Genomic DNA, 18709 nt, shown 5'->3' on the forward strand with positions numbered 1-18709 from the left:
CTCTTAGCCGGCAGCACCCTTGCCGGCTATTCTCTCTCCGCGCTTCTTTTCGCGCAGGTCGAAGCGGTTGCCGCGCGCTTCCGCTTTGGCCACCTCGATCAGATAGACGAGGAGAGGGAGTTGGTTCATGTCAGCCAGTTGGCGGGCAGATTCCAGCATTCTCATGATCTGCGTAAAGTCGTCCATGGTCTTCTTCTTCCGGAGTCATTCCGGTGTTTGAGTTTCAATTACGCTTTTTACGCGAGATTTTGCGTTTGGATCAGGGCAGATGGCCGCCAAAACCACATTTTTGGGATGCAATGGTTAATATGTGAGCGTGTGTTAAAATAAGCGTCAGGCTTGTTGACGGTTTTAAAACCAGCTCAGGCATTTGGGACGTTGAAAACACAGGCGTTTATATTTTCCCGCGCTTGATCTTCGCCGAAGGCGCGCTTAACTGCTCATCATGCCAAAGTTCGAAAATCACCGCCCGGTCCGCCATTCGCCCGAACAGATGTATGCGCTGGTCGCAGACATCGAGAAATATCCCGAATTCCTGCCGCTGTGCGAGGCGCTTGCCATTCGCACTCGCAAGGAGCGCGATGGCAAAGAACTGCTCGTCGCGGATATGACGGTCGGTTACAAGGCGATCAAGGAAACTTTTACGACACAGGTCCTTCTCAATCCGGCCGAACGGGCGATCGATGTGAAATATATCGAGGGACCGTTCAAGTATCTCAACAACCGCTGGCGGTTCGAGCCGGACGGGCAGGGTGGCTGCACGGTGCACTTCTTCATCGATTACGAATTCAAGAGCATGATTCTGGGCGCCGTCATGGGCTCGATGTTCGATCGTGCCTTCCGCATGTTCGCCGAAGCTTTTGAGGCGCGCGCCGACAAGATTTATGCCTGACGTTCAGGCCTCAGCAATTTCCTGAAGCATTTCGAATGCGGTGCGCAGCGTGGCAAGGCGCACGTCGCTGCGGCCGATATCGCCATAACGCTTCTCGCGATGCAGGACCTTGCCCTGCCTATTGCTGGCGGCGAGATGCACCAGCCCAACCGGCTTCGTTGCAGATCCGCCGCCGGGGCCGGCAATGCCCGTTACGGAAACGGAGACCTGAGCCTGTGATGCCTTCAATGCGCCGGCTGCCATTTCCAGCGCCGTTTCCCGCGACACCGCGCCGAAATTTTTCAGCGTATCGACACTGACGCCCAGAATATCTGCTTTCGCTTCATTCGTGTAGGTCACCAGTCCGCGATCGACCACGGCGGACGAGCCCGCAATTTCCGTCAAAGCCGCCGCAATCAGCCCGCCGGTGCAGGATTCCGCCGTCACAACCATCAGGCCTTTCGCCGTGAAATCGGCGATGATCTTCGTGGCTGTCTGTTCGATATCCGGCGGAAACAGGCTCATCTCAATCCTTCACATACACGACGGTTGCCGTGGCAATCGCGGCGATGCCTTCACGACGACCGACAAAACCGATGGTTTCGTTCGTGGTGGCCTTTACCGAGCAGCGTTCCATGTCGATGCCCAGAAATTCCGAGAGATTGCGGCGCATGGTTTCCCGATGCGGGCCGACCTTGGGTGCCTCGGCGATCAGCGAGACATCGGCATTCATGATCGTGCCACCATGTTCCCGGACGATCTTTGCTGCATGTTCAAGGAAGATGCGTGAGGCCGCGCCCTTCCACTGCATATCGGACGGCGGAAAGTGGTCGCCGATATCGCCGGCGCCGCAGGTGGCGAGCAGGGCATCGGTGAGTGCATGAAGCGCCACGTCGGCATCCGAATGGCCGCTCAGTTTCTGGTCATGCGGGATGAAAACGCCGCACAACGTCACGCCGTCGCCGGGAGCGAGCTGGTGGACGTCATAACCGTTGCCGGTGCGCACGTCGGGCAGGGGGCTCCGCTGTTCTTGTCTGGAAAGCCGCTCATCTGCCATTTCGATATCCCGTCTTACTGTCAGTTTGATATTGTCCGCCGAACCTTCGATCAGAGCCACCGGCAGGCCTGCCCATTCGGCGATCGAAGCGTCGTCGGTAAAGTCGTCGCGGCGCAAAGCTGCCGCCTTTTCATGTGCCGAGCGGATTTCACTCAGCGCAAAGCTCTGCGGTGTCTGGGCTGCGTAAAGGCCGGCGCGCGATACCGTTTCGTGCACGAGGCCGTCGGCGCCACCGCGTTTCAGTGTGTCCGCCACCGGCATGGCCGGCAACACGCCGTCATGGCCGACATCCAGCATGGCCGCGATGCGGTCGAGAAGGGCGAGATCGATGAAAGGGCGGGCAGCATCATGGATCATGACATGCGTCGCGCCGGTGCCGGAGAGTGCTCGTAGCCCCTCATAGACGGAACGCTGACGTGTATCGCCGCCGAATGTGGTGACGATCTCGCTTGCCGATTTCGGCAGATCAGTGACGGATGCGGCAAAAAGCCCCTCATCGTCCGGATGGATCACAACGACGATCGGGCCGCTTCTGTGCCAGTTGAGAAAGGTTTCCAGCGTGTGCGCGATGACCGGTCGTCCGCCGATGGGGCGATACTGTTTCGGGCCCTCCTGCGGAGAACCGGCCCGTTCGCCGCGTCCTGCGGCTACGATGACGATGCCGATTGTCATGGATTTGTCGTCCCCGGACGATAGCTCGAATTATAATTGACAGGGCAGCACTATAGACTCAAAAGACCCATTTCCAGCAGGTCGCTCAAAAATAACGCAATCTTGGAATTGCTCTTGGCAAACGCGTAAAGCCTGAATAAAAATAGTGCAGCCTACCAATGTGCCCGAAAGATCATCAATTGAGTCCCCTCGACCTCGCAGAACCCTTCCATATCGGGCCTGTCGCCATACGCAACCGCGTTGTTCTGGCGCCGATGTCCGGCGTGACGGATCTGCCGTTCCGGCAGCTGGCGTGGCAGCATGGCGCTGGCCTCGTCGTCACCGAAATGATCGCCAGTGGCGAGCTTGTGCGGAACCGCGGCGAATCGTGGGAACGTCTGAAAAGCACCGGTATCAAACCGCATATGGTGCAGCTTGCCGGCCGCGAAGCGCATTTCATGGGTGAGGCGGCGAAGATCGTCGAGGGTGAGGGCGCGGATATCGTCGATATCAATATGGGCTGTCCCGCCAAGAAGGTGACGGGCGGTTATTCCGGCTCGGCGCTGATGCGCGACCCCGATCATGCCCTGACGCTGGTCGAGGCGACGGTGAAGGCTGTGAAAGTGCCGGTAACGCTGAAGATGCGCCTTGGCTGGGACGAAAATTCCATCAATGCGCCGGAGATCGCGCGCCGTGCGCAGGATGCCGGTGTGCAGTTGATCACGGTCCATGGCCGCACCCGCATGCAGTTTTATGAAGGCAAGGCGGATTGGGATGCGATCCGCGCCGTGCGCGATGTGCTGACCATTCCGCTGATTGCCAATGGTGACGTGCACACGCCTGAGGATGCGCAGGATATTCTGCGCCGGTCGGGTGCGGATGCCGTCATGGTCGGTCGTGGCGCCCAAGGGCGTCCGTGGCATATCGGTGCGCTGGCCGGTGCCGATGTGCCCAAGGTCAATGTCATCGCCGATATTGCCTGCGAACACTACGAAATGATGCTTGAATTTTATGGCCGCGAAGCGGGTCTCCGCCACGCGCGAAAACATCTCGGCTGGTATCTCGATTGCAATGCGCCACACACGGATGCCGCCGACAAGGCGGCGTTGATGGTGGAGCGCGACCCTGCCGTGGTGGTGTCGCGTCTGCGCGAATTGCTGTCTCGGCCGCCGCTTGAAGAACGGAAGGCTGCCGCATGACGTCGAAACCGACGCCGCAGGACAACGCGACCGGAAATGCATTGGCCATGGCCGTGCTGAACTCGGTCCAGAATCCCGTCATCCTTGTGGATGAAGAGGGAAAGGTGGCCTTTGCCAACTGGGAGGCCGAATCCTTTTTCGGTTCCAGCGCCGCCTATCTCGCCAAGAACAAGATTTCCACCTTCATTCCCTTTGGCAGTCCGCTGCTGGCCCTGATCGATCAGGTGCGGGAGCGCAAGGCGCCGGTGAATGAATATCGTGTCGACCTTTCGTCGCCACGTCTCGGCCAGGAAAAACTGGTCGATCTTTATGTCGCGCCGGTCGTTAGCGAACCCGGCTCGGTGGTGATCGTGTTTCAGGAACGGTCAATGGCCGACAAGATCGACCGTCAGCTGACGCATCGTGCCGCGGCCCGTTCGGTGACCGGCCTTGCCTCGATGCTGGCGCATGAGATCAAGAATCCGCTATCGGGTATTCGCGGTGCCGCCCAGCTTCTGGAAACCTCGGTTCCGGATGAAGACCGTGCGCTGACGCGGCTGATCTGCGACGAGACCGACCGTATCGTGTCGCTGGTCGATCGTATGGAAGTGTTTTCCGACGAGCGCCCGGTCGATCGCACCGCGCTCAACATTCACTCGGTGCTCGATCATGTGAAGGCGGTGGCCAAGGCCGGTTTTGCGAGGGACATCAAATTCCTCGAAATGTACGATCCTTCGCTGCCATCGGTGTTTGCCAATCGCGATCAGCTGATTCAGGTGTTCCTGAACCTGATCAAGAACGCGGCTGAGGCGATCGGCGGGCAGTCGGAGGGTGAGATCACGCTGACGACGGCCTATCGACCGGGCATCCGTCTGTCGGTTGCCGGCACCCGCGAAAAGATTTCGCTGCCGCTGGAATTCTGCGTCATTGACAACGGTCCCGGCGTGCCGGCCGATATCCTGCCGCATCTTTTCGACCCATTTATCACCACCAAGACCAATGGCTCGGGCCTCGGCTTGGCGTTGGTCGCAAAAATCATCGGCGCCCATGGCGGCATTATCGAATGCGACAGCCAGCCGCGCCGCACCGTATTCCGTGTTCTGATGCCCATGCACAAGGAAGACAGCGCATTTGATGATGCCGTCGCCTTGAACTCCACAGGAAGCGTAAAATGACCGCCACGATCCTTGTCGCCGACGATGATGCGGCCATCCGTACAGTCTTGAACCAGGCGTTGACCCGCGCCGGTTACGACGTGCGCATTACCTCGAATGCCGCCACGCTGTGGCGCTGGATTTCCGCTGGCGACGGTGATCTGGTGGTGACCGACGTGGTCATGCCGGATGAAAACGCCTTCGATCTTCTGCCACGCATCAAGAAGGCGCGCCCGGACCTGCCGGTTCTGGTCATGAGCGCCCAGAACACCTTCATGACGGCCATCAAGGCGTCGGAAAAGGGTGCCTACGATTATCTGCCAAAACCGTTCGACCTGACCGAACTGATCGCCATCATCGGGCGGGCGCTGGCCGAGCCGAAGAAAAAACCCGCCAAGCTGGATGACGATGCGCAGGACGGCATGCCGCTGGTCGGCCGCTCTGCCGCCATGCAGGAAATCTACCGTGTTCTCGCCCGCCTGATGCAGACGGACCTGACGCTGATGATCACCGGCGAATCCGGCACCGGCAAGGAACTGGTCGCCCGCGCACTGCATGATTACGGCAAACGCCGCAACGGTCCCTTCGTTGCCATCAATATGGCGGCAATCCCACGCGATCTGATCGAATCCGAACTGTTCGGCCACGAAAAAGGTGCCTTTACCGGTGCGCAGAACCGCTCCACCGGCCGCTTCGAGCAGGCTGAGGGCGGTACGTTGTTCCTCGATGAAATCGGCGACATGCCGATGGATGCACAGACACGTCTTCTGCGCGTGTTGCAGCAGGGCGAATATACGACGGTGGGCGGTCGTACGCCCATCCGCACCGATGTGCGTATCGTTGCCGCCACGAACAAGGACCTAAAAGTCCTCATCAATCAGGGCCTGTTCCGCGAGGATCTCTATTACCGCCTCAACGTCGTGCCGCTGCGCCTGCCGCCGCTGCGTGACCGCGCCGAGGATATTCCGGATCTCGTGCGTCACTTCATGCAGATGGGTGAGAAGGAAGGTCTGGACACGAAGCGTTTCGACAACGAGGCGCTGGAAGTGATGAAGGCCTATGCCTGGCCGGGCAACGTGCGTGAGCTGGAAAACCTTATCCGTCGCCTGATGGCACTTTATCCACAGGATGTTATCACCCGCGAAATCATCGATACCGAGCTGCGTTCCGACGTGCCGGACAGCCCGATCGACAAGATGGGCGTGCGTTCAGGCTCTCTGACCATCTCGCAGGCGGTCGAGGAAAACATGCGCAGCTATTTTGCCGGTTTCGGCGATAATCTGCCGCCGCCCGGGCTGTACGACCGCGTTCTGACCGAAATGGAATATCCATTGATCCTTGCTGCGTTGACGGCCACGCGCGGAAACCAGATCAAGGCGGCTGACCTGCTGGGTCTGAACCGTAATACCCTGCGCAAGAAAATCCGTGAGCTCGGCGTTTCGGTCTATCGCAGCTCGCGTACAAGCTGATATGACGCGGGTTGACACCCGCGCCGTATTCGTTGCATTTTCGCCACATTGCGTTGCTTAAAGGTCACGCATGCTCAGGTTTTCTGGCGGCGGGCGATTCTTGCAACACGGCCTTCGGTCCATGTTCTCCTGCTCCGATTCCGGGCAATTTCATTGTCTCTAGTGCGTCTCCGCGTGGCGGAGGCGGGAGTGGCTCATGACAGACGGCGTGATGACGCCTTCGGCCGAGGATGATGCGCCTGCCCTGGTTCAGGATCGGCGCGCTTCGTTTGCCTTGCCGGGCCTTCTGCTGGCTGGCGGTGCTCTGGTCTGCGCCATTGTCAGCCTGCTGGTGCTGCTGGGCGCCACACCGATTGCCCCGACCACGAATGTCGTGATCGCCTCGGCGGTGATCAATTCGATTTTCGTTCTTGGCCTGATTTCGCTCATCGTGCGCGAAGTGTTCCGGCTGGTGAAGGCGCGCAACCGTGGCCGCGCCGCCGCCCGGCTGCATGTGCGCATCGTTGCGCTTTTTTCCATCGTTGCGATCACGCCTGCCATTCTGGTGGCGATCTTTGCCAGTCTGACGCTCAATGTCGGGCTAGACCGCTGGTTCTCGCTGCGCACCCAGTCGATCGTTCAGTCTTCGCTCGATGTCGCCAAGGCCTATATGCTGGAAAATGCCAGCTATCTGCAGGGCCAGACGGTCTCCATGGCCAACGATCTCGAGCGCAACCGCGCCATGTTCTATCTGGATAGGACCGGTTTCGTGGACCTGATGACCAGGCAGGCGAAAGGCCGCGGCCTGCTTGGTGCTTTCCTTGTTCGTGACGATGGCGATGCGATTGCGCAGGCCGACATCAAGACCGACCGGCCGCTGCCCGCCATTCCATCCGATGCGTTGGAGACCGCCGCAAACGGCCAGCCAACTCTCATTCCGCCGGGCGTGACAAACCTCGTTGGCGCCGTCATCAAGTTCGACATCATCCCGGGAACATTTCTTTACACCGTCCGCGCCGTTGACCCCAAGGTCATGATGGCCATGCGGCTGATGGAAGAGAACCGTGACGAATACAAATCCATGGAAGCCGGGCGAACATCGCTGCAGGTGGCGTTTGCGGTCCTCTATATCGGCTTTGCGCTGATCGTCCTGCTTGCTGCGATCTGGACGGCGATTGCGGTGGCCGACCGCATCGTGCGACCGATCAGGCTGCTCATCAGCGCCGCTGACAGCGTCGGTGCCGGCAATCTCAATGTCGTTGTGCCGGTGCGTGCCGCGGATGGCGATGTCGGCAGCCTGTCGCGCACGTTCAACAAGATGATTTCCGAAATTCGCAGCCAGCGAGACGAGATTCTCGAGGCCAAGGACGAGGTCGATGACCGTCGTCGCTTCATCGAAGCGGTTCTGTCCGGCGTGTCCGCCGCCGTTATCGGTGTCGAGGACGATCATCAGGTCACCATCGTCAATCCGACCGCCGAGCATTTTCTCGGCGTCAGTGCGGATCAGTTGATCGGCCAGAGGCTGGAAGATGTTGCGCCCGAGATCGATCAGGTTCTGAAGGAAGCCACGTTCCGCGCCCGCAGCGATTTCCGCAAGCAGATCAATCTGATGCGCGGCGGCAAGGAGCGGACGCTTTCGGTGCAGGTAACACGTGAGGAGCAGCGCTCCAGCCGCGAATCCTACGTCATCACGCTCGACGACATCACCGATCTCGTGATCGCCCAGCGCTCGACGGCATGGGCGGATGTGGCGCGGCGTATCGCGCACGAAATCAAGAACCCGCTGACACCGATCCAGCTTTCCGCCGAGCGCCTGAAGCGCCGTTATGGCAAGCAGATCAACGAGGATGACCGCGCTGTCTTCGATCAGTGCACGGATACGATCGTCCGTCAGGTCGGCGATATCGGCCGCATGGTCGATGAGTTTTCGTCCTTCGCCCGCATGCCCAAGCCCGCCAAGGAGCCGTCGGATCTGCGTGATATCCTGCGCGATGCCGTCTTTCTGCGCGAGATGGGCGCCAGCGATGTGGATTTCGTGCGTGATCTCGGCGATGCGCCACTGGTCGGCATGTTCGACGCGCGCATGCTGGGTCAGGCTTTCGGCAATCTCGTCAAGAACGCGGTTGAGGCGATCGAGTCTGTGCCCGGCGATCAGGAACGGGACGGTCGCAAGGTCTGGGTGCGGACATCGCATGACGAGCTGCGCGACCTTTTCTGCGTCGATATTATCGACAATGGCAGCGGGCTGCCGGCGGAAAACCGTCACCGAATATTGGAACCCTATATGACGATGCGTGAGAAGGGCACGGGCCTGGGGCTCGCCATCGTCAAAAAGATCATCGAAGAACATGGTGGTCAGTTGGAACTGCATGATGCACCCGTCGAATTCGACCATGGCCGTGGCGCCATGATCCGGGTGCTGTTGCCGCATGTGGATGCGGCCTCGATGCAGGGCGCTGGCCCCGATGCAGGTAAGGACAAGGAAGCAGCTTATGGCGTCTGATATTCTGGTCGTGGATGATGAAGCGGATATCCGCGATATCGTGTCCGGTATCCTGTCCGACGAAGGACACGAGACCCGTACGGCGCATGACGCCGATAGCGCGCTCGCTGCGATTTCCGATCGCGTGCCGCGCCTGGTTTTCCTCGATATCTGGATGCAGGGATCGCGGCTCGATGGTTTGGCACTGCTGGACGAGATCAAGACGCGCCACCCGGACCTGCCGGTGGTGATGATCTCCGGTCACGGCAATGTCGAGACGGCCGTGTCCGCCATCAAGCGCGGCGCTTTTGACTTTATCGAAAAGCCGTTCAAGGCGGACCGACTGATCCTGATCGCCGAACGTGCGCTGGAAAATTCCAAGCTCAAGCGGGAGGTGACGGAGCTCAAGAAGCGCACCGGTGACGCGCTGGAACTGGTCGGCACCTCGGTTGCCGTTTCGCAACTGCGCCAGACGATTGACAAGGTCGCTCCCACCAACAGCCGCATCATGATCCTCGGCCCCTCCGGCTCCGGCAAGGAACTGGTCGCCCGCATGATCCACAAGAAGTCGGCGCGTGCGGCCGGTCCCTTCGTGGCGCTGAATGCCGCCACGATCACGCCGGATCGCATGGAGATCGCGCTGTTCGGCACCGAAGGCACGCCCGGCCAGCCGCGCAAGATCGGCGCTCTGGAAGAGGCGCATCGCGGTATTCTTTATCTCGATGAAGTCGGCGAAATGCCGCGCGAAACCCAGAACAAGATTCTGCGTGTTCTTGTCGACCAGCAGTTCGAGCGGGTTGGTGGGTCGAAGCGCGTGAAGGTGGATGTCCGCATCATTTCCTCGACGGCCTACCACCTCGAAAATCTGATCGCCGAGGGCATTTTCCGCGAGGATCTTTATCATCGATTGGCTGTCGTGCCGGTGAAGGTGCCCGCGCTTGCAGAACGTCGTGAGGATATCCCCTTCCTCGTCGATAATTTCATGCGTCAGGTCTCCGAACACGCCGGCATCCGCAACCGTCGCATCGGCGATGATGCTATGGCGGTGCTGCAGGCGAACGACTGGCCGGGCAACAATCGCCAGCTCCGCAACAACATCGAACGCCTGATGATCCTTGCCCGTGGTGACGGCCCGGATACGCCGATCACCGCCGACATGCTGCCGCAGGATCTCGGCGACATGTTGCCAAAGGTGGCCGGCAGTGGCGACCACCACATCATGACCTTGCCGCTGCGTGAGGCGCGCGAAATGTTCGAGCGTGATTATCTGGTCGCCCAGATCAACCGTTTCGGCGGCAATATTTCCCGCACGGCGGAGTTTGTCGGCATGGAACGTTCGGCATTGCACCGCAAGTTGAAGTCTCTCGGCGTCTGAGCTCCTGGATTTCAAAGGGGTATCCCGGTGATCTGCGGCAACGCCGATCGCATACGTTGTTTTGCCGATTGCGGAGCGCATCCCGATTTGCTAACCAATGCCGGGGGACAGGGAGTTGCAAACTTGCATCTCCCCGCTCACTTTGCACATTCTGTTCCGGGCCCAGACTCGATCTCGCCCGGGAAACATGCGCAAATGGGCGGTGACGGCCGATTCCGGGTGGGACGGCGGCACCTCAGGTTATAAACAAGAATTCCGGCGACAGCCGGCAAGAAAGAAAGAAGCGGCGCCATGGCGGAACGTTCTCAGAATCTGCAGGACCTTTTCCTCAATACCGTTCGTAAGCAGAAGATTTCCCTCACCATTTTCCTGATCAACGGCGTCAAGCTGACCGGTGTTGTCACCTCGTTCGACAATTTCTGCGTGCTGCTTCGTCGTGACGGGCACTCCCAGCTCGTGTATAAGCACGCGATCTCGACCATCATGCCGGGCCAGCCGATGCAGATGTTCGAGACCGAAGAAAACGCGGCCTGATAGGACATTTAGACATCACAACGCGCGATACCTCGAATGAATCTCTCATCCCGGAAGCTGAAAAGCACCGGGATGACATGTGCGCAGTCGTACTCGTTCCTGTGCTCAAGCAGGCGCGCGGCCGTGCTGCGCAGTCGGATACGCCGATCGTAGCCCAACCGCAACGCTCCAACGAGGCGCGATTGGAGGAGGCGATCGGCCTTGCCCGCGCCATTGATCTGACGATCGCTCAAGGTCTGATCGTTGCGGTCAATCAGCCGCGACCGGCAACACTGATCGGCACCGGCAAGATCGAGGAGATCAAAGAATTTCTCGATGAAAAGAATGCCGGCCTCGTCATCGTCGATCATCCGCTGACACCGGTGCAGCAGCGCAATCTCGAAAAGGAATGGCGAGCCAAGGTCATCGACCGCACAGGCCTCATCCTCGAAATCTTTGGACGTCGCGCTTCCACCAAGGAAGGCACGCTGCAGGTCGATCTCGCGCATCTGAATTACCAGAAGGGCCGTCTGGTCCGGTCATGGACCCACCTTGAACGTCAGCGCGGTGGTGCCGGCTTCATGGGTGGTCCGGGTGAAACCCAGATCGAAGCCGACCGGCGCATGCTGCAGGACAAGATCATTAAGCTCGAGCGCGAGCTAGAGCAGGTGGTGCGCACCCGCCAGCTGCATCGTGCCAAGCGCCGCAAGGTACCGCATCCGATCGTGGCGCTGGTGGGTTATACCAATGCCGGCAAGTCGACGCTGTTCAACCGCATCACCGGGGCCGGTGTTCTGGCCGAGGACATGCTGTTTGCGACGCTCGATCCGACACTTCGCCGCATGAAGCTGCCGCATGGCCGCACGGTCATTCTTTCCGATACGGTCGGTTTCATCTCCGACCTGCCGACGCATCTGGTCGCTGCCTTCCGTGCCACGCTGGAAGAGGTGCTGGAAGCTGACCTGATCCTGCATGTGCGCGACATGTCCGATCCCGACAACGCCGCGCAGTCCGGTGACGTTCTGCGCATCCTTGCCGATCTCGGCATTGGCGAAAAGGAAGGCGAAGAGCGCATCATCGAAGTCTGGAACAAGATCGATCGGCTCGAGCCGGAAACCCATGATGCACTGGCGGAACGCGCGAGCGGACGCGACAACATCATGGCGCTGTCGGCCGTGACGGGCGAGGGTGTCGATCCGCTGATGGACGAGATTTCCCGCCGCCTGTCGGGCGTGTTGACCGAGACATCGGTGACCATTCCGCCGGAAAAGCTGGCGCTGGTCTCATGGGTCTACAGCAATGTCATCATCGATGAGCGTAAGGACAATGAGGACGGTTCGGTGACGCTTGACGTTCGCATGTCCGAAGCGCAGGCGGCTGAACTGGAGCGCAAGCTCGGCAACGGTTCCAAGCCGGAAAAGGAAGATTGGGAGCGCTGACGCTGCGGCATGCCGCCACGTCAGGCTCTCGTCATCAAAGCCCGATCCTTTTCACCGGATCCAGAAATTCTCCTGTTACCAAACGGCTGATCAACTGCCGCATCAGCGGCAGCTGTGTCGTCGGCGCGATGGCGATGTCGCGGATCACCGGCAGCACGCGGCTGTCCGACTGGTAAAACGGCGTCATCACGAAACTCATCAACTGGTAGAACCGGATATGCAGGCCGCGCTGCCTTACGTGCAGGGCAAGCGCCCCTTCTATCGAGGTCGAATGTTCCAGTGCCGTCACCAGCGAGGCGGCGTCGAGCAGCGCCATGTTGGCCCCCTGGCCAAGCTGCGGGCTGGTCGCATGCCATGCATCACCGATACGCAGGATACGCCGACCGGCAATCGGTTTGCGGGTGTGGTGGCGGTAGCGGGCATGAACCGGTTCGGCGATCTCCGCAAAGGGTACGGTCTCCGGCCACATCTCCTTGACCTCACCGATCCACGCCGCGCGACCGGCGGATCGCCATGTGTCGATATCCTGATTTCTAAGACTCCAGAAAAACGTCGCCATTTTGGGAGCGCCGTCTTTCGCCGTGCCGACCGGCAGAACGCCGGCCATGCGGCTGGCGCGGTGGTAACGCTGTTCCAGTTCGTGGCGATGAAACGGTCCATCTTCCGGCCATGGCACGGTCGCCCAGAGCGCGCCGTAACCGAGTTCCTTTGTCGGGATATAGCCGAGCGGCGAATTCGCCCCCATCGCATCGATGACGAGATCCGCCGATGGTGCCATGCGTCCGCCATCCAGCACGATCGCGGGCCGTTCGCCATCGCTGATGTCGATGGCTTTGGAAGAGGTTTCGAATTTGACGCCGGCGGCAATTGCCGCTTCGAGCAGGATATCGAACAAGGCGACGCGCTGGATGGCGATGCCGTGGCGGGATTTGCCGTAACCGATCTCCAGAACCGTCTTGTTCGTGCCGGCAAGCTTGCCATGCATGCGGTTGATGACGGCGCCGCGTGCCGCCGCTTTGTCAAGCAGTCCCATATGGGAGAGCACCGCCGAACCCGTCGGCTGTAGCACGAAGCCAGAGCCGACGGGCTGTGGCGCTGCCATCTGGTCATAGATCACCACATTAGCGCCACGGCTTGCCAGCATGGCGGCCAGCGACAGCCCGCCGATGCCGGCACCGGCAATGGCGATATCCAGTTTTTCAAATCTCATCGGTAAAATCTGTCCTGACCAGTCGGGCTCACGCCAGTTCGCGCTCGATCGCCTTCGCCGCCTGCCACAGATCTTCCATCCGTTCCAGCGTTGCGGCTTCGAGTGTTTCTCCCGATGCATGAAGAGAGGTTTCGATATGATTGAATCGACGCCGGAATTTCGTATTGGTGCCGCGCAGGGCGTTTTCCGGATCGGTGTTGACGTGGCGCCCGATATTGACCAGCGCAAAGATCAGGTCGCCGAGTTCGTCTGCCACCGCTTCCGGTTTTCCGGCCTTGAGTGCCTCGCGCAACTCGCCGATTTCCTCCTCGATCTTGTCGAGGATCGGTGCCGCCTCGGACCAGTCGAACCCGACGCGCGCGGCCTGTTCCTGCAGTTTCAGCGCTTCCGTCAGCGCCGGCTGGCTGCGCTGGATGCCGCCAAGATGGCCGGTCTTGAAATCTTCGGTATTGCCACGCGCGGCACGGCGTTCGGCACGATCGAGCTTTTCCTGTTTCTTGATCGCATCCCATTGCAGCTTGACGGCGTCAGGCGTGTCGGCATCCGAGCGGGCAAAGACGTGCGGGTGGCGGCGGATCATCTTTTTCGTCACCGCCTCGACCACATCGCCGAAAGCAAAATCGCCAGCCTCTTCGGCGATGCGTGAATGGAAAACCACCTGTAGCAGAAGGTCGCCCAATTCATCGCAGAGATCGTCCATGTCCCGGCGCTCGATCGCATCGGCCACTTCATAGGCTTCCTCGATCGTATAGGGTTTGATCGTCTCATAGGTCTGGACGATATCCCAGGGGCAGCCCGTTTCGGGATTGCGCAGCGCCGCCATGATCTCGATCAGCCGGGAAATGTCCTGCGATGCTTCCATATGTCAAATCCTTCGAACGTCGCTTCAGCGAAGCGGAATGCTGTTATCGGCCTTGGCCGACTGATAAAGCCCGGACAGGCTGTCGTAGATCGATTTGATCAGCGCCGTCTGGTCCTTCAGCTGCTTGCGCAGCGGCTTGTCTTCGGTTTCGACCAGATCGCCGATATAGTGGGAATGCCAGAAGGCGTTGTTGCGTCGGTAACCGCCCGGTTCCAGCCTGAAAACCTCTTTCAGGATTTTCAGGTCATGCGGGATGGCAAAGGCATCGCGCGAATCCTCGTGGCTGAAAAAGTAATAGAAATTGTCGAAACCTGCCCAGGTTATGGCCGACATGCACATCGTGCAGGGTTCATGGGTGGAGAGAAAGAGCAACTCCTTCGGATCGAACTTTTCCGACAGTTCATGAAAGCGCTTCAGCGCATGGATTTCTCCGTGCCAGAGCGGGTTCTCGGTCTCGTTATTGGTTTCGGCGATCACCAGAGACAGATCGGACTTGCGCAGGATGGCGGCGCCAAACACCTTGTTGCCGGCGGCTACGCCTTTTGCCGTCAGGGGCAGAATGTTATGTTCTATCACTTCGAGCAGGCGCGGCGCCAAAGTCTTTGAAGTCTCTTTTTTCGAAGCCTTGGCCATGATCGGAACTCCGTCTGTTGTCCGGCACCTTAAAGCACGTCGCCGACAAGTATGCAGCCGTTTTGGTTTGGGGGCATGTAATGTGGTGGAAAAGTTTTTGTCGCCGGTTTGGGGGCGTTGCCGATTGAGTTTCCCGGGCGGGTTCCACCTGCCGCATAATGGTGAAATGGGCCGCAGGCGACACGGCGGCGTCGCAAAAGACCGAGAAAAGCGCTGCTTCGCGCTTCACCTCCCTGTCATGCGCCGGTATGGGAGGCGGTTGCTTTTGCTCAGGTCGAGCGGATGCGGAGTAGGAAAATGTCGGTGTTCAGGTTTCTTCGCACGTCCTTTGCTTCAAAGGAGCGTAAGGATCGCGATAAATTGCAGTTGTTAATCGATGAGTTGGCAATGAGCAGTGAAAACGCACGTCTGAATGTTTTTCCCGCCTTCTTCCGCGTCAGTGGTAAGGTCGTTGTCGTGTTCGGCAACGGCGATGAAGCCTATGCCAAGGTTCGTCTGCTGACCAATACGGATGCGGTGATCACCGCATACGCCGCCGAGCCGGAAGCCGATTACGCTGCCTTCCTGGCGGAGCAGAAGATCGCCACGCATCACCTCGATTTTTCTCCCGAATTGTTGGATGGTGCGACGCTGGTTTTTGCCGCGACCGGTGACGATGCGCTGGACCGCGAGATCGTCACGGCTGCCCGCGAGCGTCGCATTCCGGCGAATGCCGTCGACCAGCCCGACTATTGCGATTTCTACACGCCGGCTCTCGTCAGCCGCGCACCGGTTGCGGTTGCCATCGGCACGGAAGGGGCAGGGCCGGTTCTTGCCCAGATGATCCGTGCCCGCATCGACCAGATGTTGTCGCCGTCGCTCGGCCGCCTTGCGTCGCTGGCCGCCGATTACCGCGATGCTGCCGACAAGCTGGTGCCGCGCGGTGTGGCCCGCCGCATCTTCTGGCGCCGTTTCTTTTCCGCAAGCGTGGCCGATGCCGTCGATGCCGGTGATATCGCTACCGCGCGCCGCACTGCCAATGCGCTGCTTTCCGCCGATAACAGCGTGTCCGGTCATGTCTGGCTGGTTGGTGCCGGTCCGGGCGCCGAAGACCTGCTGACGCTGCGCGCCCAGCGCGTGCTGATGGAAGCCGATGTGATCGTTTACGACGCGCTGGTGCCCAAAGCGATTGTCGACATGGGGCGCCGTGATGCCGAGCGCATTTCCGTCGGCAAGCGCAAGAATGCCCATTCGAAAACGCAGGGCGAGATCAACGAGCTGCTGGTGGAGCTTGGAAAGGCCGGCCAGCGCGTGGTGCGCCTGAAATCCGGTGACCCGCTGGTTTATGGCCGCGCCGCGGAAGAGATGGATGCGCTGCGCAAGGCCGGCATTTCCTACGAGATCGTGCCCGGCATCACCTCCGCATTTGCCGCCGCTGCCGATTTCGATCTGCCGCTGACGCTGCGCGGTGTCGCAACCTCGCTGATCTTCACCACCGGTCACGACCTGACCGGTGACACGCTGCCGGACTGGGCAAACCTTGCGGTCAATGGCGCCACCGTTGCCGTTTATATGGGCCGCACGGTGGCCGCTTCCGTGACCGATCGTCTGGTTGAGGCCGGTCTGTCGCCCGACACGCATGTCGCGGCGATCGAAAATGCCAGCCGCAGGGATCGCCGCCTGTTTCATGGCCGGCTCTCCGATCTACCGGATCTGGAGCTGCGCGACGAACTGACCGGCCCCGTCATGGTGATCATCGGCAATGCCGTTGCCGGTGCTAATTTGGAAAAGTCCGAGCCGTTGGCGGTGGGTATCGTCGCGGCCCGTGAAGGAATGGGATCAAAACAATGACTGACAAGGTTTTGACTGCCAACCGCCTTTCCGACGGCATTGCCGTCTGGCTGGATGCGACCGGCCGCTGGACCGAACGCCTGCAGGATGCGCTGGTGGCGCGCCATGTGGAAGCCGTTGCCTCGCTGGAAGCGATCGGCAAGCGTGATTTCGTCGATAACCGCGTGGTCGATGTCGCCGTTGTCGATGTGCAGGAAATCAACGGTCAGCTCTGGCCGGTCCGCCTGCGCGAGCGCATCCGCGCCCAGGGGCCGACCATGCATTACGCCGCCGGTTACGGCACGGCCGATCCGGCCTTCATCGCAGTCTGAGTTAAGTTCGAGACCGTCATGTATCGTTACGATGAATTCGACCATGCCTTTGTTGCCGACCGCGTGGCGCAGTTTCGCGATCAGGTATCGCGCCGTCTTGCCGGCGAGCTTGCCGAGGATGCTTTCAAGCCGCTGCGCCTGATGAACGGCGTTTATCTGCAGCTGCATGCCTATATGCTGCGCGTCGCCATTCCTTATGGCACGCTGAATTCGAAGCAGATGCGCATGCTGGCGCATATCGCCCGCAAATATGATCGTGGTTACGGGCATTTCACCACGCGCCAGAACATCCAGTATAACTGGCCGAAACTGTCGGATACGCCGGATATTCTGGCCGAACTGGCGAGTGTGGAAATGCACGCGCTGCAGACGTCGGGCAATTGCATTCGCAACGTCACCGCCGATCATTTTGCCGGTGCCGCTGCCGATGAAGTGGCGGATCCGCGGCCTTACGCGGAAATCCTGCGCCAGTGGTCGTCGGTTCACCCGGAATTTTCGTTTCTGCCACGCAAATTCAAGATTGCCGTGACCGGTGCCGAGCGCGACCGCGCTGCCATTCAGGTGCATGATATCGGGCTGCATCTGAAAAAGAACGAAGCGGGTGAGATCGGTTTTGCCGTCTATGTCGGTGGCGGACAGGGGCGCACGCCGCTGATTGCCAAGAAGATCAAGGACTTTTTGCCGGAAGCCGATCTGCTCACCTACATCACCGCCATCATGCGCGTTTACAATCTTCATGGCCGCCGCGACAACAAGTACAAGGCGCGTATCAAGATTCTCGTGCTGGAGACCGGTACGGAAGAACTGGCGCGGCAAGTGGAGGCGGAATTCGCCCATCTGGCCGGCACCGAGCTGACACTGCCGCAGGCTGATATCGACGCCATCACCGCCTATTTCGCGCCGCCGGCTCTGCCGCAGCGGCCGGAAGGCTGGGCGCAGCTGGCCAGCTGGAAAAAATCCGATGCCGGGTTTGCCCGCTGGGTGGACCAGAACGTCTGTCCCCACAAACATCCCGATTACGGGATGGTGACGATTTCGCTGAAACCGATCGGCGGCATTCCGGGCGATGCTTCGGATGTGCAGATGGACGCGATTGCCGATCTGGCGGAAGAATTCGCCAATGACGAGATCCGCATCAGCCACGAGCAGAACGTGATCCTGCCGCATGTGGCGCTGGCCGATCTTGAGCCGCTTTACCGCGCATTGGTGGCGCAGGGGCTGGAGACGGCCAATGCCGGGCTGATCACCGACATTATCGCCTGTCCCGGTCTGGACTATTGCGCGCTGGCCAATGCCCGTTCGATCCCGGTGGCGCAGGAAATTTCCACACGCTTTGGCGCGCCGGAACGGCAGGCGGAGATCGGCGAGTTGAAGATAAAAATTTCCGGCTGCATCAATGCCTGCGGCCACCACCATGTCGGCCATATCGGCCTGCTGGGTGTGGAAAAGAAGGGCGCCGAGCTTTACCAGATCACGCTCGGCGGTTCGGGTGACGAACATACGTCGATCGGCGAAATCATCGGGCGTGGTTTCGAGCCGTCGAAGGTGACGGACGCGATCGAGACGATTGTCGATACCTATCTGGGGCTTCGGCTTTCGAAGGATGAGATTTTTCTCGATGCCTATCGCCGTGTCGGGCCGCAGCCTTTCAAGGATGCGCTCTATGGCGATGCCAAGGCGGAGGCGGCGTGAACC

At 60.0% G+C, this 18709-nt stretch carries 17 protein-coding genes; 11 read left to right on the forward strand and 6 right to left on the reverse strand.

Annotation, left to right across the window (positions count from 1 at the left end):
- Window positions 1-3: 3 nt before the first annotated feature.
- Entirely contained in the window at window positions 4-186 is a 183-nt protein-coding gene (locus tag J2T09_RS13935) for a hypothetical protein (RefSeq protein ID WP_306835565.1), read from the reverse strand.
- Window positions 187-445: 259 nt separating this feature from the next.
- Here J2T09_RS13935 and J2T09_RS13940 point away from each other — a divergent pair, with 259 nt between their 5' ends.
- On the forward strand, window positions 446-892 hold the full coding sequence (locus J2T09_RS13940; protein WP_306835566.1) for a type II toxin-antitoxin system RatA family toxin: 447 nt from the start codon (window positions 446-448) through the stop codon (window positions 890-892).
- 3 nt (window positions 893-895) lie between these two features.
- Here the strand turns inward: J2T09_RS13940 and J2T09_RS13945 are convergent, their stop codons facing one another.
- Together J2T09_RS13945 and J2T09_RS13950 are read right to left on the reverse strand one after the other, a co-directional pair.
- Window positions 896-1396 carry a CinA family protein gene (locus J2T09_RS13945; RefSeq protein WP_306835567.1) on the reverse strand — a complete coding sequence of 167 codons (501 nt, stop codon included), beginning with the start codon at window positions 1394-1396 and terminating at the stop codon, window positions 896-898.
- Window position 1397: 1 nt separating this feature from the next.
- On the reverse strand, window positions 1398-2600 hold the full coding sequence (locus tag J2T09_RS13950; RefSeq protein WP_306835568.1) for a bifunctional 2-C-methyl-D-erythritol 4-phosphate cytidylyltransferase/2-C-methyl-D-erythritol 2,4-cyclodiphosphate synthase: 1203 nt from the start codon (window positions 2598-2600) through the stop codon (window positions 1398-1400).
- Between the two features lie 158 nt (window positions 2601-2758).
- On the opposite strand from J2T09_RS13950, the gene dusB reads away from it, so the two are divergent.
- From dusB to hflX, 7 genes are all read left to right on the forward strand, one after another.
- A complete protein-coding gene (dusB, locus tag J2T09_RS13955) occupies window positions 2759-3778 on the forward strand; it encodes a tRNA dihydrouridine synthase DusB (RefSeq protein ID WP_306835569.1) in 1020 nt (339 codons plus the stop codon).
- Complete coding sequence (locus J2T09_RS13960) at window positions 3775-4932, forward strand: two-component system sensor histidine kinase NtrB (RefSeq protein ID WP_306835570.1); 1158 nt, start codon at window positions 3775-3777, stop codon at window positions 4930-4932. Before dusB ends, J2T09_RS13960 begins: the two co-directional genes overlap by 4 nt.
- The gene (gene ntrC / locus J2T09_RS13965) at window positions 4929-6380 is read left to right on the forward strand and encodes a nitrogen regulation protein NR(I) (protein WP_306835571.1); all 1452 of its coding nucleotides are present in this window, start codon (window positions 4929-4931) and stop codon (window positions 6378-6380) included. Before J2T09_RS13960 ends, ntrC begins: the two co-directional genes overlap by 4 nt.
- 196 nt (window positions 6381-6576) lie before the next feature.
- Window positions 6577-8862, forward strand: a complete 2286-nt coding sequence (locus tag J2T09_RS13970; protein ID WP_306835572.1) for a sensor histidine kinase NtrY-like — start codon at window positions 6577-6579, stop codon at window positions 8860-8862.
- The gene (gene ntrX / locus J2T09_RS13975; protein ID WP_306835573.1) at window positions 8852-10216 is read left to right on the forward strand and encodes a nitrogen assimilation response regulator NtrX; all 1365 of its coding nucleotides are present in this window, start codon (window positions 8852-8854) and stop codon (window positions 10214-10216) included. The genes J2T09_RS13970 and ntrX overlap by 11 nt, the downstream gene beginning before the upstream one ends.
- A 291-nt stretch (window positions 10217-10507) precedes the next feature.
- Window positions 10508-10750, forward strand: coding sequence for an RNA chaperone Hfq (gene hfq, locus J2T09_RS13980; protein WP_007757453.1), 243 nt, complete (start codon window positions 10508-10510; stop codon window positions 10748-10750).
- Window positions 10751-10827: 77 nt separating this feature from the next.
- The gene (hflX, locus tag J2T09_RS13985; protein ID WP_306835574.1) at window positions 10828-12168 is read left to right on the forward strand and encodes a GTPase HflX; all 1341 of its coding nucleotides are present in this window, start codon (window positions 10828-10830) and stop codon (window positions 12166-12168) included.
- Window positions 12169-12202: 34 nt separating this feature from the next.
- On the opposite strand, the gene J2T09_RS13990 is transcribed toward hflX, so the two are convergent.
- From J2T09_RS13990 to J2T09_RS14000, 3 genes are read right to left on the reverse strand one after another with little or no spacing between them, the layout of a single operon-like run.
- A complete protein-coding gene (locus J2T09_RS13990; RefSeq protein ID WP_306835575.1) occupies window positions 12203-13378 on the reverse strand; it encodes an FAD-dependent oxidoreductase in 1176 nt (391 codons plus the stop codon).
- Between the two features lie 28 nt (window positions 13379-13406).
- Entirely contained in the window at window positions 13407-14240 is an 834-nt protein-coding gene (gene mazG, locus J2T09_RS13995; RefSeq protein ID WP_306835576.1) for a nucleoside triphosphate pyrophosphohydrolase, read from the reverse strand.
- 24 nt (window positions 14241-14264) lie between these two features.
- A complete protein-coding gene (locus tag J2T09_RS14000; protein WP_306835577.1) occupies window positions 14265-14873 on the reverse strand; it encodes a deaminase in 609 nt (202 codons plus the stop codon).
- A gap of 387 nt (window positions 14874-15260) precedes the next feature.
- On the opposite strand from J2T09_RS14000, the gene cysG reads away from it, so the two are divergent.
- From cysG to J2T09_RS14015, 3 genes are read left to right on the forward strand one after another with little or no spacing between them, the layout of a single operon-like run.
- Window positions 15261-16703, forward strand: a complete 1443-nt coding sequence (gene cysG, locus J2T09_RS14005; RefSeq protein ID WP_306835578.1) for a siroheme synthase CysG — start codon at window positions 15261-15263, stop codon at window positions 16701-16703.
- Window positions 16700-17014, forward strand: coding sequence for a DUF2849 domain-containing protein (locus tag J2T09_RS14010; protein ID WP_306835579.1), 315 nt, complete (start codon window positions 16700-16702; stop codon window positions 17012-17014). The genes cysG and J2T09_RS14010 overlap by 4 nt, the downstream gene beginning before the upstream one ends.
- 18 nt (window positions 17015-17032) lie before the next feature.
- The gene (locus J2T09_RS14015) at window positions 17033-18706 is read left to right on the forward strand and encodes a nitrite/sulfite reductase (protein ID WP_306835580.1); all 1674 of its coding nucleotides are present in this window, start codon (window positions 17033-17035) and stop codon (window positions 18704-18706) included.
- Window positions 18707-18709: the final 3 nt, after the last annotated feature.

It is taken from the genome of Neorhizobium huautlense, assembly GCF_030811685.1.
GTDB classification, from domain to species: Bacteria; Pseudomonadota; Alphaproteobacteria; order Rhizobiales; family Rhizobiaceae; genus Neorhizobium; species Neorhizobium huautlense_A.